The following is an 18609-nucleotide window of genomic DNA, read 5'->3' as shown; positions in this document are numbered from 1 at the left end:
GATCCAGTGGGGAGCGGCCAAGGCAGGCCGAAAAGTGAAGGCTGTCCGATTCACTTTCATGCGCAACCCGCAACAGTCATTGCAGTTTTAGCACCTGGAAAAGCGACATTTTCCTTAAAAATAAAAGAGTTATAGCGTTCGGCGCCAGGTCACCGGGATATGCGCAAGTGGTTTGGTGATGAAAGCCAGCAGATTCGCCCATCTGCTGGCTTTTTCTTTTCTGCGTCATCGATCATGCTCCGGCCCTGGCTCAGGCCGTTGCCGTGAGGTCTGGAGTTCCTGCTTTTCCTGCTCTCGGCCACGGCTGAAATCGGCCGTCTCCCCGGCGTTCAAGCGGCTCTGAACGTGGTCCATGACCGACTGAATGCCGGCCTCTTGCGCCTCGGGCTTGCCCGGCATCTTCGATTCAAAATAAGCCGCTGCTGTGTGCATCGTCTCGTATGCATCTTTCAGCTCTGGATATTCTTTCAAGGCTTCCCGCTCGGTCATCTGCTCGAAGGCCACAGCACGGCTTGGCCGTACTGCATCGCGCAGTAGATCGGGCAAGGCCCGATTACCTTCCAGTCTGTCCTGTGTGCTCAGGATTTTTCGCATGGCGCTTTCATTCTGAACGTACGGCTTCGCCAGCTCGTTCACGATGAGGTCGCGGGCGATGTACAAAAGATCGCGCCCGACATCACTACGACCGAACCGCTCCCAATCGACTTCATAGCCAGCTTCCTTGGCAAGCTGCTTGGTGAAGGTGCGAAGCGTGCGGCTGTTGCCGTCGCTAAACGGGTGAACATAATCCAGCTCTGCATAAATCTTGGCGAACCGTGCCGTGAATTCGGACGTCTTCAACCCGCGCAGTGCGTCGGGCTTGGCCAATTCAAGCACCTTGTCCAGCCGGTCCGTGGCGGCATCGCCCATGCGCGAGTAAGCGACGTAAAACGAACCTCCCACGGTTGATAGGCCGCGCTGCTTCATCCAGTCCACGCCATCGGGCACCGGCTTGCGGAATTCGCCCGGCGTCACGTCACCAAAGCCAGCGCCCGGCAAGTCCTGAAAGATGCGTCGGTTGACCTCCTTCAAATGCGCGGCATCGAAGTTGCCGCGCACCGGCTCCAGCTCAAGCTGAAAAACCCGCCTGAACGTGTTATCGGCTTCGAGCTGCTGCCGCAGTTCGGCCGTCAACGCTTTAGCGGCTGTGGGCTTGTTCTGCATCGGGCTTCACTTTGACGAAAAGGTCGGCGAGTTGGATTTCACCCTTGATGAATTGTCGCGCACCGGCTTCTGCCTCGGCGGAAGGCTTGAAGCCTTCCAAGCCAACGGACGCACGGGCGAAGTTCACGGCCTGTTCGCGGCGCCGGCTTTCGGCCGGGGAAATGGCATCGTTAACCGGTCTGTTGGCACGCGCGCGCGCTTCGATCACATAGGCCCGCATGAGTTCGCGCAGCACCTGGGCGGCCGGGCGGTCTTCCATCAAAGCGGCATTGGAAAACTCGGCACGCAATTCCGGTTCAATCCGGAACGTCATTTGAACTTCTTTGGACATGTTGTGTACCTCTTTTAAAAAAATGGCAATTTGGCGTATAAGCCGGCCTCCATTTTAATGTATGTACATTGCACAGGTCACCCAGTGTGTGGCGTTGTTGCATAAATCGACCTTCGAAGATGCCCCTCCCCAAGAACACCCATTCAGGTGATGCGCACGCACTGGCTGGAACGCCGGAACTACCGTGGTAGCGCCAAGTGAACCTTGATTGCATCCTCGATGGCCAACCTATCCGCTTTGGATAACGTACCCATCTGGCTTTTGAGCCGCGACTTATCGGCAGCCATGAGCTGATCAGCCATCGCCTTGCTACTTTGGCCGCCAGCAGTAACCACCGCTTCGCCTGGGTACTGCTGCCCCGTGTTGCTGGTCAGCGGCACGACCACCACCCGCGCCAGATTTCGATTGGCTGCATCGTTGCTCACGATCACCGCCGGGCGCGTCTTGCGGATTTCGCTGCCAACTGCCGGGTCGAACTCGACCCACCATACTTCACCGCGCTGCATCGGCCATATCTCCGGCAAGGGCGTTGCACCATTCCATCGCTTCGGCCTCGCGCACCATGTCGGCAGCCATCGCCCGGTAGCCGTCATCAAGTGACGTATCCACCACGTGCGGCCTCAGCAAGTCCTCAATGAACTGGCTCATCTTCCGCCGCCCTACCGTCCGGTAAAGCCCCTCATAAACCGCCTCATCAAGCGTGATCGTCATTTTCCGGCGCATACCCACCTCCTCTACACTGAATACGTATTACATCCCAACACGCTAGCCGATCGAACCCATCCGACCCGCCCTGCCCTCCCGGGCGGGAGTCAGCAGCAACCCGTTGGTGCTCAGCTACACCGAAGCCAATAGCCCGGACGGGGCAGCGCTGGACGGCGTCATCACCGCGCCCGGCGCCGCAGCGCAGATGCCACTGTCCACCGTGGGTCCGGCACCGGACGGGGCGCATAGCGGGTTCTGGCCCTGAGGCCAACCTCCCCCGAGTCGGATCCGATCTCTGCGGCCATGGCCTGCCTCTTGCGCAGCGCCGGGGTTTCCAGCGGCTGCCCGGCGATCGAATGGATGGATGGACGCATAACGTACATTTTCAGATAGAAAATTTCAACTTAACACGTATGATGCGCGGCATGTCGGGCTACCCCTCCTTCGCATGCATCGTCTCAACCCAAGCGTTGGTCGGGGCTTGGCACGGCTTGAACGCCGTGCCTCCGGGGGCCGGCGGGGTAATGACCCCCTCGGGAGCCTGGAGATCGGAAATCGCCGCTTGGCGTGCGCCGCCACAGGAGCACAACGCCTCCGGAACCAGACCCGCAAACAGACTCTGCCCACCGGAGCCCCCGCTGTTCACAAGGGCCATGCACCCAACCCCCGTCCCCCGCACCCATCCCTGAAACACCATGACGACCGATACCACGACACCAGACACCACGGCCCCGCAGCTGATCACCACCGGCGCCACGCGCCCCACGGCCAGCGGCAACCAATTGGTGCTCCGCTTTAGCGACGCGAGCAACCTGCACGCGGACCCGGCCCGCAAACCGGCCCCCGGGGACTTTGCGGTGCTCGTCGCTGGCACCCCGAATGCCGTCACCGCAGTCGCCGTGGACGGGGCGGCCAAAACCATCACGCTCACGCTGACTACCGCCGTGACAGTTGGCCAGACCGCGACCGTCGCCTACACCGACGGCACACCCAGCGACACCAGCGGCATACAGGACGCAATCGGCAACCGCCTGCCCGACTTTGCAGCCACGGAGGTGAATACGACACCCGACACCACGCCCCCGGTGTTCAGCAGCGCCGCGGTCAACGGCAATCAATTGGTGCTCACGTACACCGAAGCCAGCAGCCTGGACGCGGCCGCGCTCACGGGCAACGCAGGCTTTGCGGTAGCCGGCCACGGCGCGGACGGCACCGCCCCCATTGCCTACGGAGTCTTCAGCGCCGTGGTGAATGCAACGGCCAAGACCGTCACGCTGACGCTGAAAGCCCCCGTGCTACACGGTCAGAAGGTGACCGTCAGCTACACCAAGCCGACGACCGGCCCTGGGGTGCAAGACACTACCGGCAACGAAGCCGCGAACTTGATCGACCAGGCCGTGGCCAACAACACGTCCGCGGAAGCAGACACCACGCCGCCGGTGTTCCGTAGCGCCACGGTCAACGGCAACCAGTTGGTGCTGACCTACACCGAGGCAAACAACCTGGAAGGGGCAGCGCGCACGGGCAGCGCGGGCTTTGCGGTGAACAGCGCCGAGGGCGCGGCCATCCCCGTCACCGGCATCGTGGTGAACGCAACGGCCAACACCGTCACACTGACACTGAGCCGCGCCGTGACCCACGCGGAGCGGCTGACCGTCAGCTACACCAAGCCCGGGGGCAACGACGTGGTGCAGGACGCCACCGGCAACGACGCGGCAAACCTCAGCAACGAGGCCGTGAGCAACGACACGCCCATACCGGAGACCGTGCCCCCGGAGCTTGGCGACGTCACGGTCAACGGCGACCAGTTGGAGCTCATCTACGCCGATGAAAACAAGCTCGACGCCCACCACACCGCGCCCGCATCGGCGTTTGCGCTCAGCAGTTCCAGCGATGACGTGGCCATCCGCGTGCGCAGCGTTGCCGTCACGGGCAAGACCGTCACGCTCACGCTGAGCCGCGCCGTGGCCAGCGACGAGGTGCTCACGCTCAGCTACACCAAGCCGGCGGGCGACAACGTAATACAGGACGCGGCCAGCAACGACGCGCCAAGCTTCGGCAACCAGGCCGTGGAGAACCTCACGCCCGAGCCCACACCCGTGTCAGCGCCCACGCCCAAACCAGACCCCAGCGCAGCCAAACCAAACCCCGTCGCACTCAATGCGGACAGCGACGGCGTGTCCGACACACAGGAAAGGCAGGCCATCGGCCCCTGGGGCTCCGCCCGCGGCGACGGCAACGACGACGGCATTGCGGACAGCGCGCAGGCCGCAGTCGCCTCCTTCAGCGCCAAGATCAGCGGCAGTCCCGGCACCTCGGTGACCCTGGTCGCAGACAGCCAGGGCGGCAAGGTCACCTCCGGCAGCCACGCCCGCATCACCAGCCTGGAGCAAAAGACGGCACCCGCCGAGACACCCCAGGCGCTGGAGACACCCATCGCGCTAACCAGTTTCCAGGCCACGCTGGAGACCACCGGCAGCACCGAGACCTTCAGCCTGTACGTGGACCCGAAAATCGGCACCAACGGCTACTGGCTGCAAGACCACGGCGGCACCACCTGGGTGAACCTGGCGAGCAGCCCTTATGGCGGCAAGATGGTGAACGAAGGCGGGCGGCTGCGGCTCGACTTCTCGATCACCGACGGCGGCCCGTTCGACGCCGACGGCGAGGCCAACGGCAGCATCACCGCGTCCGGCGCCGCAGCGCAGATGCCGCTGTCCATCGTGGGCCAGGCGCCGAACGGGGCGCAGGACGGGTTCTGGCTCTGAGGCAAGCCATCCCCCGAGTCGGGTCCGCCCCGCGCTGAGCCCCGCCAAATTGGCAGGGGTTCAGACCATTCAAGAAACCATTCACGGCCTTCCCCGGGGACTGCGCACGCCGCCCAGGGTCCGGGCCGCATTGCCGGCCCGGCACGTCGGAGCCGGCCGCTTGGCGCGCGCCGCCAGAGGGCTGCAATGCAACGCGGCCCCAACTTACAGATGTTGCTTGCCATGCGCGCGGTACTTACGACACTTCACTTCCGGAGACATCCGTTGAGAAAGATCTGTGTATAACGAATTGGCCCCCCCGTCCCACGCACGCCCAGCACGGAGACACCATGGCCGATACCACCCCATCCGACACCACGCCCCGAGAGCCCAACAGGGAGCTCGACGCCACCATCACGATCGCCGACAGCGCGCTCACCGCGGGCGAGACCACCACCTTCACCTTCACCTTCAGCGAACCCGTCAACGGCTTGGACACCGGAGACATCTCGTACACCAACGGCACGCTGAGCCGGCCCACGGCCAACGCCGAGCACACGATCTGGACGGCCACCTTCACGCCCACGACCAACATCAACGCCCCGTCGAATGTCCTCAACGTAGACCTCGCCGGGGTGACCGACAACGCTGGCAACCCCGGCGAGGGTGAAGCCACCAGCGCCAACTACTCCGTGGACACCCGGGATACCGTGGCTCCGCTGCTCCACAGCGCCACGGTCAACGACAACCAGTTGGTGCTCAGCTACACCGATGCAAACATGCTGGACGCAAGCCACACCGCAGCCGCATCGGCCTTTGCGCTAAGCAGTTCCAGCGCTGCAGCCATCAGCGTGAGCAGCGTTGCCGTCGCGGGCAAGACCGTCACGCTGACGCTGAGCCGCGCCGTGACCAGCGACGAGGCGCTCACGCTCAGCTACACCAAGCCGGCGACCGGCGAGATACAGGACGAGGCGGGCAACGACGCGGCGGACTTGCACAACCAGACCGTGGACAACCGCACGCCCGAACCCAAACCCGACGTGCTCAATGCGGACAACGACGGCGTACCCGACGCGCAGGAAGATCAGGCCATCGGCCCCAGGGGCTCCACCGGCGACGGCAACGGCGACGGCATCCAGGACAGCGCACAGGCCGCAGTCGCCTCCTTCAGCGCCAAGACCAGCAGCGGTTCCGGCACCTCGGTGACCCTGGTCGCCGACAGCCAGGACGGCAAGCTCCCCTTGGGCAGCAACACCCGCATCACCAGCCTGGAGCAAAAGGCCGCGCCCGCCCAGACGCCCCAGGCACTGGAGACGCCCATCGCGCTGACAAGCTTCAAAGCCACGCTGGAGACCGCCGGCAGCAGCGAGACCTTTAGCCTGTACGTGGACCCGGCGCTGGGCGTCAACGGCTACTGGCTGCAAGACCACGGCGGCACCTGGGTGAACCTGGCGAGCAGCCCTTACGGCGGCAAGATGGTGGACGAGGGCGGGCGGCTGCGGCTGGACTTCACGATCACCGACGGCGGAGCGTTCGACGCCGACGGCCAGGCCAACGGCAGCATCAGCGCGCCCGGCGCCGCAGCGCAGATGCCGCTGTCCATCGTGGGCCAGGCGTCGGACATGGCGCATGACGGGTTCTGGTTCTGAAAGAGATGGTGAACGAAGGCGGGCCTGCGGCTGGACTTCCCGATCGCCGATGGCAATGCCAACGGCCCCATCACCGGACAAGCGCCGGATGGGGCGCACGGCGGGATCTGACGGCGTTGGGACCCGCCTGCCGGGACCCTTCCCGTTGATTCCACTGCGGGAACGCTTGCCGCCGAAGCGGCTTACCCGATCGGCATAAAGCTCACCGTTTGTCACGTTATGATACGTGGCATGTGGAACCGGTCTGCCCTTGCATGCGCCTGCCAACCAAACGGGGGGCGGGGTCTGCACATGGTGAAGGCCGCCCTCCTGAGCGGGCCATTGCGCCACGCGGCCAACCCCCTGCCTGATATCGGGGGGGGGGGGGGGGGGGGGGGGGGTACTCCCGCCACCATGGCGGCCTGCCCGCACCCCTCTCCATAAAGCCAGGCCCGTCATCGGCTTTCCTCCGGGGTTGCGCATGCAGCCCGCGGAAGGGATTGCGCTGCCTCTTTCTGCGCCCCTTGAAGCGGGGGGCGCCGACACATGGCGGCCTGCCCGCACCCCTCTCCGTAAAGTCAGGCCCGTCATCGGCTTTTCTCCGGGGTTGCGCACGCAGCCTACGGACGCGATTGCGCTGCCTTTTTCTGCGCCCCTTGAACCTGGGGGCGCCGGCACATGGCGGCCCACCACAACACCAGTCCCCACGAAGTAGCGCCCATCACCGGCGCATGTCCGCAGGGATACGTACCCGCACCCCATCCACCACCAAAGCACCATGAGCACCCAATTGAACATCACGCTGGCCAACTCCCGCCTCAAGGCGGGCGACACCACCACCGTCACCTTCGCCTTCAACGAGGCCGTCACCAACTTCACGCGCGACGACGTCGTGCTCAGCGACGCCAACGGCACGCTCGGCGAACCCACGACCAGCGACAACGGCAGGACCTGGACCGCCACCTTCACGCCCACGGCCAACGTCGAGGACGACAGCAACACCATCAGCGTCAACCTCGCGGGCGTGACCAACACCGCAGGCACCGCCGGATCGGGCCAAGCCAGCAGCACCAACTACAGCATCGACACCCGCAGGCCCACGCTCACCATCACGGTCGCCGACGAGTACCTCGGCATCGGCGAAACCACCACCGCCACCTTTACCTTCAGCGAAGCCGTCACGGGCTTTACCGGCCAAGCACTCGGTATCTACGGTGGTCTCAAGGTCTCTATCAGTGATCCGCATCCCAGCGGCACCAGCAGCACCGTCTGGACCGCCACGGTCACGCCTGTCTCCAACGGGCATTGCGAGATCGGCATAGATATGTGGACCGTCACCGATCTCGCGGGCAACGCCGGCTTGCGAGAAGTCACCTACTCCGCGAATAGCGTCATCGTCGATTTGGTGCGCCCCACCGCCGCCAGCACCAACCCCATCACACTCGCCGACACCGACCTCGGGCTCGGCGAAACCACCACCGTCACCTTCCGCTTCAGCGAGGCCGTCACCGGCTTCACGCTGGATGACATCGACCTCAGCCAGGCCCATGGCACGCTCAGCGGATTGCGCTCGACCTCCGGCGACGGTAGCAGCGGCGACACCTGGACGGCACTGTTCACCCCCACGGCCAACACGACCAGCCTGACCAACACCCTCGGGATCAACCTCTCTGGCGTGCGCGATATCGCTGGCAACGCCGGCCAGGGCAGCGTCCGCAGTGGCAACTACGCCGTCAAGACACAGGGGCTCACCGCCACCATCACACTGGCCGATACCGCCCTCGCTGTGGGCGAAACCACCACCGTCACCTTTACCTTCAGCGAAACCGTCACCGGCTTTACGCGCGACGACGTCGTGCTCAGCGACGCCAACGGCACGCTCGGCGAACCCACGACCAGCGACAACGGCAGGACCTGGACCGCCACCTTCACGCCCACGGCCAACGTCGAGGACAGCAGCAACACCATCAGCGTCAACCTCGCGGGCGTGACCAACACCGCAGGCACCGCCGGATCGGGCCAAGCCAGCAGCACCAACTACAGCATCGACACCCGCAGGCCCACGCTCACCATCACGGTCGCCGACGAGTACCTCGGCATCGGCGAAACCACCACCGCCACCTTTACCTTCAGCGAAGCCGTCACGGGCTTTACCGGCCAAGCACTCGGTATCTACGGTGGTCTCAAGGTCTCTATCAGTGATCCGCATCCCAGCGGCACCAGCAGCACCGTCTGGACCGCCACGGTCACGCCTGTCTCCAACGGGCATTGCGAGATCGGCATAGATATGTGGACCGTCACCGATCTCGCGGGCAACGCCGGCTTGCGAGAAGTCACCTACTCCGCGAATAGCGTCATCGTCGATTTGGTGCGCCCCACCGCCGCCAGCACCAACCCCATCACACTCGCCGACACCGACCTCGGGATCGGCGAAACCACCACCGTCACCTTCCGCTTCAGCGAGGCCATCACCGGCTTTGCGCTGGATGACATCGACCTCAGCCAGGCCCATGGCACGCTCAGCGGATTGCGCTCGACCTCCGGCGACGGTAGCAGCGGCGACACCTGGACGGCACTGTTCACCCCCACGGCCAACACGACCAGCCTGACCAACACCCTCGGGATCAACCTCGCCGGCGTGACCGATATCGCTGGCAACGCCGGCCAGGGCAGCGTCCGCAGTGGCAACTACGCCGTCAAGACACAGGGGCTCACCGCCACCATCACGCTGGCCGATACCGCCCTCGCTGTGGGCGAAACCACCACCGTCACCTTTACCTTCAGCGAAACCGTCACCGGCTTTACGCGCGACGACGTCGTGCTCAGCGACGCCAACGGCACGCTCGGCGAACCCACGACCAGCGACAACGGCACAACCTGGACCGCCACCTTCACGCCCACGGCCAACGTCGAGGACAGCAGCAACACCATCAGCGTCAACCTCGCGGGCGTGACCAACACCGCAGGCACCGCCGGATCGGGCCAAGCCAGCAGCACCAACTACAGCATCGACACCCGCAGGCCCACGGTCGCCATCACGGTCGCCGACCCGGACCTCGGCATCGGCGAAACCACCACCGTCACCTTTACCTTCAGCGAAGCCGTCACGGGCTTTACGATCGGTGCCCTCCGTGTCCTCTCCGGTGGTAGTAGGCCCGTAGTCACTATCAGTGATCTGCGTCCCAGCGGCACCAGCGGCACCGTCTGGACCGCCACGGTCACGCCCTTCGCCGACGGGGATTACAACATCGGCGTAGATATGTGGTACGTATCCGATCGCGCGGGCAACGTCAGCTTGCGAGACTGGCGAGAAACCACCTACCTCACGGGTAACGGTAACAACGTCATCGTCGATTTGGTGCGCCCCACCGCCGCCAGCACCAACCCCATCACTTTCGCCGACACCGACCTCGGGCTCGGCGAAACCACCACCGTCACCTTCCGCTTCAGCGAGGCCATTACCGGCTTTGCGCTGGATGACATTGACCTCAGCCAGGCCCATGGCACGCTCAGCGGATTGCGCTCAACCTCCGGCGACGGCAGCAGCGGCGATACCTGGACGGCGCTGTTCACCCCCACGGCCAACACGACCAGCCTGACCAACACCCTCGGGATCAACCTCGCCGGCGTGACCGATATCGCTGGCAACGCCGGCCAGGGCAGCGTCCGCAGTGGCAACTACGCCGTCAAGACACAGGGGCTCACCGCCACCATCACGCTGGCCGATACCGCCCTCGCTGTGGGCGAAACCACCACCGTCACCTTTACCTTCAGCGAAACCGTCACCGGCTTTACGCGCGACGACATCGTGTTCGACGCCACCACCGGCACGCTCGGCGAACCCACGACCAGCGACAACGGCACAACCTGGACAGCCACCTTCACGCCCACGGCCAACGTCGAGGACAGCAGCAACACCATCAGCGTGAACCTCGCGGGCGTAACCAACACCGCAGGCACCGCCGGATCGGGCCAAGCCAGCAGCGCCAACTACAGCATCGACACCCGCAGGCCCACGGTCACCATCACGGTCGCCGACGAGCACCTCGGCATCGGCGAAACCACCACCATCACTTTTACCTTCAGCGAAGCCGTCACGGGCTTTACGCTCGGTGCCCTCCGTGTCCTCTCCGGTGGTAGTAGGCCCGTAGTCACTATCAGTGATCTGCGTCCCAGCGGCACCAGCGGCACCGTCTGGACCGCCACGGTCACGCCCTTCGCCGACGGGGATTACAACATCGGCGTAGATATGTGGTACGTATCCGATCGCGCGGGCAACGTCAGCTTGCGAGACTGGCGAGAAACCACCTACCTCACGGGTAACGGTAACAACGTCATCGTCGATTTGGTGCGCCCCACCGCCGCCAGCACCAACCCCATCACACTCGCCGACACCGACCTCGGGATCGGCGAAACCACCACCGTCACCTTCCGCTTCAGCGAGGCCATCACCGGCTTTGCGCTGGATGACATCGACCTCAGCCAGGCCCATGGCACGCTCAGCGGATTGCGCTCGACCTCCGGCGACGGCAGCAGCGGCGATACCTGGACGGCACTGTTCACCCCCACGGCCAACACGACCAGCCTGACCAACACCATAGCGATCAACCTCGCCGGCGTGCGCGATATCGCTGGCAACGCCGGCCAGGGCAGCGTCCGCAGTGGCAACTACATCGTCAAGACACAGGGGCTCAGCGCCACCATCACGCTGGCCGATACCGCCCTCGCTGCGGGCGAAACCACCACCGTCACCTTTACCTTCAGCGAGACCGTCACCGGCTTCACGCGCGACGACATCGTGCTCAGCGACGCCAACGGAACGCTCGGCGAACCCACGACCAGCGACAACGGCACAACCTGGACCGCCACCTTCACGCCCACGGCCAACGCCAACGGCGCGACCAACACCATCCGCGTCAACCTCGCGGGCGTAAACACCGCCGCGGGTACTGCGGGTACCGGCACCGCCAGCAGCGACAACTTCATCGTGGACACCACGCCCCCGGTAATCAACACCGCCACGGTCAATGGCGATCAACTGGTACTCACGTACACCGAAGCCAACACCCTGGACGGAGCCGCGCTCACGGGCAATGCAGGCTTTACGGTCAGCAACGCCGCGGGCACGGCCATTACCGTCAGCGGTGCCAGCGTGAACGCAACGGCCAAGACCGTCACGCTAACGCTCAGCCGCGCCGTGGCCCAGGGAGAAGCGGTAAGCCTCAGCTACACCAAGCCCGCGACCGGCGCCGTGGTGCAGGACGCTGCCGGCAACGATGCGGCGGACTTCAGCAATCGGGCCGTGACGAACAACACGCCGGACCGCACGCCCCCGCAGCTGATTACCACCGGCGACGACGGATACCAGATCCCCACGATCAGCGTCTATACCGGTAATCTGGTGCTCCGATTCAACGACGCAAGCAATCTGAACGCGGACCAGGACCGCAAGCCGGCCGCCGGGGACTTCACGGTGCTCGTGGATGGTGTCCCCAGGGCGGTCACCGGTGTCACCGTGGACGCAGTGGCCAAGCTCATTAAATTGTCCTTGGCCACCCCCCCCGTGACCCATGGTCAGCACGTGACCGTCGCCTACCAGGACAGCACACCCAACGACACCAACGGCATCCAGGACACTGCCGGCAATCTCCTGACCAGCTTCCCGACCACGGCGGTGCTCACCGCCCTGCCAGACACCACCGCCCCGGCGCTCAGCACCGCCACGGTCAACGGCAACCAGTTGGTCCTCACCTACACCGATACAAGCAGCCTGAACGGGGCCGCACTCGCGGGCAATGCCGGCTTTACCGTCAGCAGCGCCACGGGCACGGCCATTACCGTGGACAGCGCCGTGGTGCATGCGACGAACAAGACCGTCACGCTCACGCTCAGCCGCGCCGTGGCCAACGGGGAGACGGTGACCATCAGCTACGCCAAGCCCGCGACCGGCAATGGGGTGCAGGACACGGCCCACAACAACGCAGTGAACTTCAGCAGCCGGGCCGTGACCAACACCACGCCGGACACCACGCCCCCGGAGTTCAGCAGCGCCACGGTCCGCGACAACCAACTGGTGATCAGCTACACCGAAGCCAATACCCTGGACGGAGCCGCGCTCACGGGCAATGCAGGCTTTGCGGTCAGCAGCGCCGCGGGCACGGCCATTACCGTGAACAGCGCCGTGGTCAGCGCAACGGACAAGACCGTCACCCTGACGCTCAGCCGCGCCGTGGTCCAAGGTGAGGCGGTAAGCGTCAGCTACACCAAACCCGCAACCAGCGCCGTGGTGCAGGACGCGGCCGGCAACGATGCGGCGGACTTCAGCAGCCGGGCGGTGACCAACAACACGCCGGACCGCACGCCCCCGCAGCTGATTACCACCGGCGACGACGGATACCAGATCCCCACGATCAGCGTCTATACCGGTAATCTGGTGCTCCGATTCAACGACGCAAGCAATCTGAACGCGGACCAGGACCGCAAGCCGGCCGCCGGGGACTTCACGGTGCTCGTGGATGGTGTCCCCAGGGCGGTCACCGGTGTCACCGTGGACGCAGTGGCCAAGCTCATTAAATTGTCCTTGGCCACCCCCCCCGTGACCGATGGTCAGCACGTGACCGTCGCCTACCAGGACAGCACGCCCAACGACACCAACGGCATCCAGGACACTGCCGGCAATCTCCTGACCAGCTTCCCGACCACGGCGGTGCTCACCGCCCTGCCAGACACCACCGCCCCGGCGCTCAGCACCGCCACGGTCAACGGCAACCAGTTGGTCCTCACCTACACCGATACAAGCAGCCTGAACGGGGCCGCACTCGCGGGCAATGCCGGCTTTACCGTCAGCAGCGCCACGGGCACGGCCATTACCGTGGACAGCGCCGTGGTGCATGCGACGAACAAGACCGTCACGCTCACGCTCAGCCGCGCCGTGGCCAACGGGGAGACGGTGACCATCAGCTACGCCAAGCCCGCGACCGGCAATGGGGTGCAGGACACGGCCCACAACAACGCGGCGGACTTCAGCAGCCGGACTGTTATCAACACCACGCTGGACACCACACCCCCGGCGTTCAGCAGCGCCACGGTCAACGGCAACCAACTGGTGATCAGCTACACCGAAGCCAACACCCTGGACGGAGCCGCGCTCGCGGGCAATGCAGGCTTTACCGTCAGCAGCACCGCGGGCACGGCCATCACCGTGAACAGCGCCGAGGTCAGCGCAACAGCCAAGACCGTCACCCTGACGCTCAGCCGCGCCGTGGTCCAAGGTGAGGTGGTAAGCGTCAGCTACACCAAGCCCGCGACCGGCGCCGTGGTGCAGGACGCTGCCGGCAACGATGCGGCGGACTTCAGCAGCCGGGCGGTGACCAACACCACGCCAGCAGCAGACACCACGCCCCCGGAGTTCAGCAGCGCCACGGTCACCGGCAACCAGCTGGTGATCAGCTACACCGAAGCCAATACCCTGGACGCGACCGCGCTCGCTGGCACCGCAGGCTTTACGGTCAGCGGTGCTGCGGGCACGGCCATTACCGTGAGCAACGTCCGCGTAAACGCAACGGCCAAGACCGTCACGCTCACGCTGAGCCGCGCCGTGACCCAAGCTGAGACGGTGACCGTCAGCTACGCCAAACCAGAATCCAGCGCCGTGGTGCAGGACGCTGCGGGCAACGACGCAGCAAACTTCACCAACCGGACAGTGACCAACAACACGCCGGCAACACCCGCAGCGCCAACAGACACCACGCCCCCGGAGTTCAGCAGCGCCACGGTCCGCGACAACCTGCTGGTGATCAGCTACACCGAAGCCAACGCCCTGGACGCAACCGCACTTACGGGCACCGCAGGCTTTACGGTCAACAGCACCACGGGCACCGCCATTACCGTGAGCAGCGCCAGCGTGGACGCAACGGCCAAGACCGTGACGCTAACGCTCAGCCGCGCCGTGACCCAGGCTGAGACGGTGACCGTCAGCTACGCCAAACCCGCAGCCGGCAATGGGGTGCAGGACGCGGCCCACAACAACGCGGCGGACTTCAGCGGCCGGGCCGTAACCAACACCACACCGGACACCACGCCCCCGGAGTTCAGCAGCGCCACGGTCCGCGACAACCAGTTGGTGATCAGCTACACCGAAGCCAACGCCCTGGACGCAACCGCACTCACGGGCACCGCAGGCTTTACGGTCAACAGCACCGCGGACACCGCCATCACCGTCAGCAGCGCCAGCGTGAACGCAACGGCCAAGACCGTGACGCTGACGCTCAGTCGCGCCGTGACCCAGGCTGAGACGGTGACCGTCAGCTACGCCAAACCCGCAGCCGGCAATGGAGTGCAGGACGCTGCCCACAACAACGCGGCGGACTTCAGCGGCCGGGCTGTGACGAACAACACGCCGGCAACACCAACAGCACCAACAGACACCACGCCCCCAGAGTTCAGCAGCGCCACGGTCCGCGACAACCAGCTGGTGATCAGCTACACCGAAGCCAACGCCCTGGACGCAACCGCGCTCACGGGCAACGCAGGCTTTACCGTCAGCAGCACCGCAGGCACGGCCATTACCGTGAGCAGCGCCCGCGTGAACGCAACGGCCAAGACCGTCACGCTAACGCTCAGCCGCGCCGTGGCCAACGGCGAGACGGTGACCATCAGCTACGCCAAACCCACGACCGGCAATGGGGTGCAGGACGCGGCCCACAACAACGCGGCGGACTTCAGCGGCCGGGCCGTAACCAACACCACACCGGACACCACACCCCCGGTGTTCAGCAGCGCCACGGTCACCGACAACCAGTTGGTGATCAGCTACACCGAAGCCAACGCCCTGGACGCAACCGCGCTCACGGGCAACGCAGGCTTTACGGTCAACAGCACCGCGGACACCGCCATCACCGTCACCAGCGCCGTGGTGAGCGCAACGGCCAAGACCGTCACGCTCACGCTCAGCCGCGCCGTGTCCAACGGAGAGACGGTGACCATCAGCTACGCCAAACCCGCAGCCGGCAATGGGGTGCAGGACGTTGCCCACAACAACGCAGCGGACTTCAGCAGCCGGGCCGTAACCAACACCACACCGGACACCACACCCCCGGTGTTCAGCAGCGCCACGGTCCGCGACAACCTGCTGGTGATCAGCTACACCGAAGCCAATACCCTGGACGCAACCGCGCTCGCGGGCAACGCAGGCTTTACGGTCAACAGCACCACGGGCACCGCCATTACCGTCAGCAGCGCCAGCGTGGACGCAACGGCCAAGACCGTCACGCTCACGCTCAGCCGCGCCGTGGCCAACGGCGAGACGGTGACCATCAGCTACGCCAAACCCGCAGCCGGCAATGGGGTGCAGGACGCGGCCCACAACAACGCAGCGGACTTCAGCAGCCGGGCCGTAACCAACACCACGCCGGACACCACACCCCCGGAGTTCAGCAGCGCCACAGTCACCAACAACCAGCTGGTGATCAGCTACACCGAAGCCAATACCCTGGACGCGACCGCGCTCACGGGCAACGCAGGCTTTACGGTCAACAGCACCGCGGGCACCGCCATTACCGTGAGCAGTGCCAGCGTGGACGCAACCACCAAGACCGTCACGCTCACGCTAAGCCGCGCCGTGGCCAACGGGGAGACGGTGACCGTCAGCTACGCCAAACCCGCAGCCGGCAATGGGGTGCAGGACGCTGCCCACAACAACGCGGTGGACTTCAGCGGCCGGGCTGTGACGAACAACACGCCGGCAACACCAACAGCGCCAACAGACACCACACCCCCGGAGTTCAGCAGCGCCACGGTCCGCGACAACCAACTGGTGATCAGCTACACCGAAGCCAACGCCCTGGACGCAACCGCACTCACGGGCACCGCAGGCTTTACGGTCAGCAGCACCGCAGGAACCGCCATTACCGTGAGCAGCGCCGTGGTGAGCGCAACGGCCAAGACCGTCACGCTCACGCTCAGCCGCGCCGTGGCCAACGGGGAGACGGTGACCGTCAGCTACGCCAAACCCGCAGCCGGCAATGGGGTGCAGGACGCTGCCCACAACAACGCGGTGGACTTCAGCGGCCGGGCTGTGACGAACAACACGCCGGCAACACCAACAGCGCCAACAGACACCACGCCCCCGGAGTTCAGCAGCGCCACGGTCCGCGACAACCAGCTGGTGATCAGCTACACCGAAGCCAACGCCCTGGACGCAACCGCGCTCACGGGCAACGCAGGCTTTACGGTCAGCAGCACCGCAGGCACGGCCATTACCGTGAGCAGCGCCAGCGTGGACGCAACGGCCAAGACCGTCACGCTAACGCTCAGCCGCGCCGTGGCCAACGGCGAGACGGTGACCGTCAGCTACGCCAAACCCGCAGCCGGCAATGGGGTGCAGGACGCGGCCCACAACAACGCGGTGGACTTCAGCGGCCGGGCTGTGACGAACAACACGCCGGCAACACCAGCAACGCCAACAGACACCACCCCCCCGGAGTTCAGCAGCGCCACGGTCCGCGACAACCAGTTGGTGATCAGCTACACCGAAGCCAATACCCTGGACGCAACCGCGCTCGCGGGCAACGCAGGCTTTACGGTCAACAGCACCACGGGCACCGCCATTACCGTCAGCAGCGCCAGCGTGAACGCAACGGCCAAGACCGTGACGCTGACGCTCAGTCGCGCCGTGGCCAACGGGGAGACGGTGACCATCAGCTACGCCAAACCCACGACCGGCAATGGGGTGCAGGACGCTGCCCACAACAACGCGGCGGACTTCAGCGGCCGGGCCGTAACCAACACCACACCGGACACCACGCCCCCGGAGTTCAGCAGCGCCACGGTCCGCGACAACCAGCTGGTGATCAGCTACACCGAAGCCAACACCCTGGACGCAACCGCGCTCACGGGCAACGCAGGCTTTACCGTCAGCAACACCGCAGGAACCGCCATTGCCGTCAACAGCGCCAGCGTGAACGCAACGGCCAAGACCGTCACGCTGACGCTGAGCCGCGCCGTGGCCAGCGACGAGAAGCTCACGCTCAGCTACACCAAGCCGGCGACCGGCGACAACGTGATACAGGACGCTGCCGGCAACGACGCGGCAAGCTTCGGCAACCAGGCCGTGGGGAACCTCACGCCCACGCCCACACCAAAACCCGCACTCGTGCCCACACCGGAACACGACCCCGGCGCGCCCACACCAAAACCCGGACCCGCGCCCACACCGGAACACGACTCCGGCGCGTCCAATGCGGACCACGACGGCGTGCCCGACGCGCAGGAAAATCAGGCCATCGGCCCCAGGGGTTCCGCCCGCGGCGACGGCAATGGGGACGGTATTCAGGACAGCGCACAGGCCGCAGTCACCTCCTTCAGCGCCGAGACCAGCAGCAGTTCCAGCACCTCGGTGACCCTGGTAGCAGACAGCCGGAACGGCAAAGTCCCCTCCAGCAGCAACACCTGCATCACCAGCCTGGAGCAAAAGGCGGTCCCCGCCCAGACGCCCAAGGCGCTGGAGACGCCCATCGCGCTGACAAGCTTCAAAGCCACGCTGAAGACCGCCGGCAGCACCGAGACCTTCAGCCTGTACGTGGACCCGGAGATCGGCGCCAACGGCTACTGGCTGCAAGACCACGGCGGCACCTGGGTGAACCTGGCGAGCAGCCCTTACGGCGGCAAGATGGTGGACGAAGGCGGGCGGCTGCGGCTGGACTTCACGATCACCGACGGCGGAGCGTTCGACGCCGACGGCCAGGCCAACGGCGTGATCACCGCACCCGGCGCCGCAGCGCAGATGCCGCTGTCCATCGTGGGTCAGGCGTCGGATGGGACGCCTGGCGGGTTCTGGTTCTGAGAGCAGTGCGCCTTGCGACGGCACGATGGTGAACGAAGGCGGACGGCTGCGGCTGGACTTCTCGATCACCGATGGCCAGGCCAAGGGCAGCATCACCGGACAAGCGCCGGATGGGGCGCACAGCGGGATCTGACGGCGTTGGGGCCAGCCTGC

Annotated in this window: 9 protein-coding genes; 4 read left to right on the top strand and 5 right to left on the bottom strand. The window is 65.3% G+C overall.

Annotated features, from left to right (window positions below; all coding sequences use genetic code 11):
- Positions 1–76: 76 nt before the first annotated feature.
- From D5041_RS08555 to D5041_RS08535, 5 genes are all read right to left on the bottom strand, one after another.
- Positions 77–229, bottom strand: coding sequence for a hypothetical protein (locus D5041_RS08555; RefSeq protein WP_169315430.1), 153 nt, complete (start codon positions 227–229; stop codon positions 77–79).
- Positions 226–1203: a Fic family protein gene (locus D5041_RS08550; protein WP_265284421.1), complete on the bottom strand. Its 978-nt coding sequence runs from the start codon at positions 1201–1203 to the stop codon at positions 226–228. Before D5041_RS08550 ends, D5041_RS08555 begins: the two co-directional genes overlap by 4 nt.
- On the bottom strand, positions 1178–1534 hold the full coding sequence (locus tag D5041_RS08545) for an antitoxin VbhA family protein (protein WP_265257643.1): 357 nt from the start codon (positions 1532–1534) through the stop codon (positions 1178–1180). The genes D5041_RS08550 and D5041_RS08545 overlap by 26 nt, the downstream gene beginning before the upstream one ends.
- A gap of 179 nt (positions 1535–1713) precedes the next feature.
- Positions 1714–2040, bottom strand: coding sequence for a type II toxin-antitoxin system PemK/MazF family toxin (locus tag D5041_RS08540; protein WP_010108018.1), 327 nt, complete (start codon positions 2038–2040; stop codon positions 1714–1716).
- Complete coding sequence (locus D5041_RS08535) at positions 2027–2245, bottom strand: DUF8778 family protein (protein WP_201766167.1); 219 nt, start codon at positions 2243–2245, stop codon at positions 2027–2029. The genes D5041_RS08540 and D5041_RS08535 overlap by 14 nt, the downstream gene beginning before the upstream one ends.
- A gap of 118 nt (positions 2246–2363) precedes the next feature.
- Between D5041_RS08535 and D5041_RS08530 the strand changes: the two genes are divergently transcribed.
- The 4 genes from D5041_RS08530 to D5041_RS08515 all read left to right on the top strand — a co-directional run bounded on the left by D5041_RS08530 (position 2364) and on the right by D5041_RS08515 (position 18456).
- Positions 2364–2504 carry a hypothetical protein gene (locus D5041_RS08530; RefSeq protein ID WP_169315429.1) on the top strand — a complete coding sequence of 47 codons (141 nt, stop codon included), beginning with the start codon at positions 2364–2366 and terminating at the stop codon, positions 2502–2504.
- A 430-nt stretch (positions 2505–2934) separates the two neighbouring features.
- A complete protein-coding gene (locus D5041_RS08525) occupies positions 2935–5007 on the top strand; it encodes a SwmB domain-containing protein (protein WP_265284420.1) in 2073 nt (690 codons plus the stop codon).
- Positions 5008–5336: 329 nt separating this feature from the next.
- Positions 5337–6635 (top strand): Ig-like domain-containing protein, encoded by a 1299-nt coding sequence (locus D5041_RS08520; protein WP_265284419.1) that lies wholly within the window; start codon positions 5337–5339, stop codon positions 6633–6635.
- Between the two features lie 757 nt (positions 6636–7392).
- Complete coding sequence (locus D5041_RS08515) at positions 7393–18456, top strand: SwmB domain-containing protein (protein ID WP_265284418.1); 11064 nt, start codon at positions 7393–7395, stop codon at positions 18454–18456.
- Positions 18457–18609: the final 153 nt, after the last annotated feature.

Source organism: Verminephrobacter aporrectodeae subsp. tuberculatae (assembly GCF_026127385.1).
Classification (GTDB): domain Bacteria; phylum Pseudomonadota; class Gammaproteobacteria; order Burkholderiales; family Burkholderiaceae_C; genus Acidovorax; species Acidovorax aporrectodeae.
Note: the sequence above shows the minus strand (reverse complement) of the source record. Positions and strands in the feature narration are given on the sequence as shown.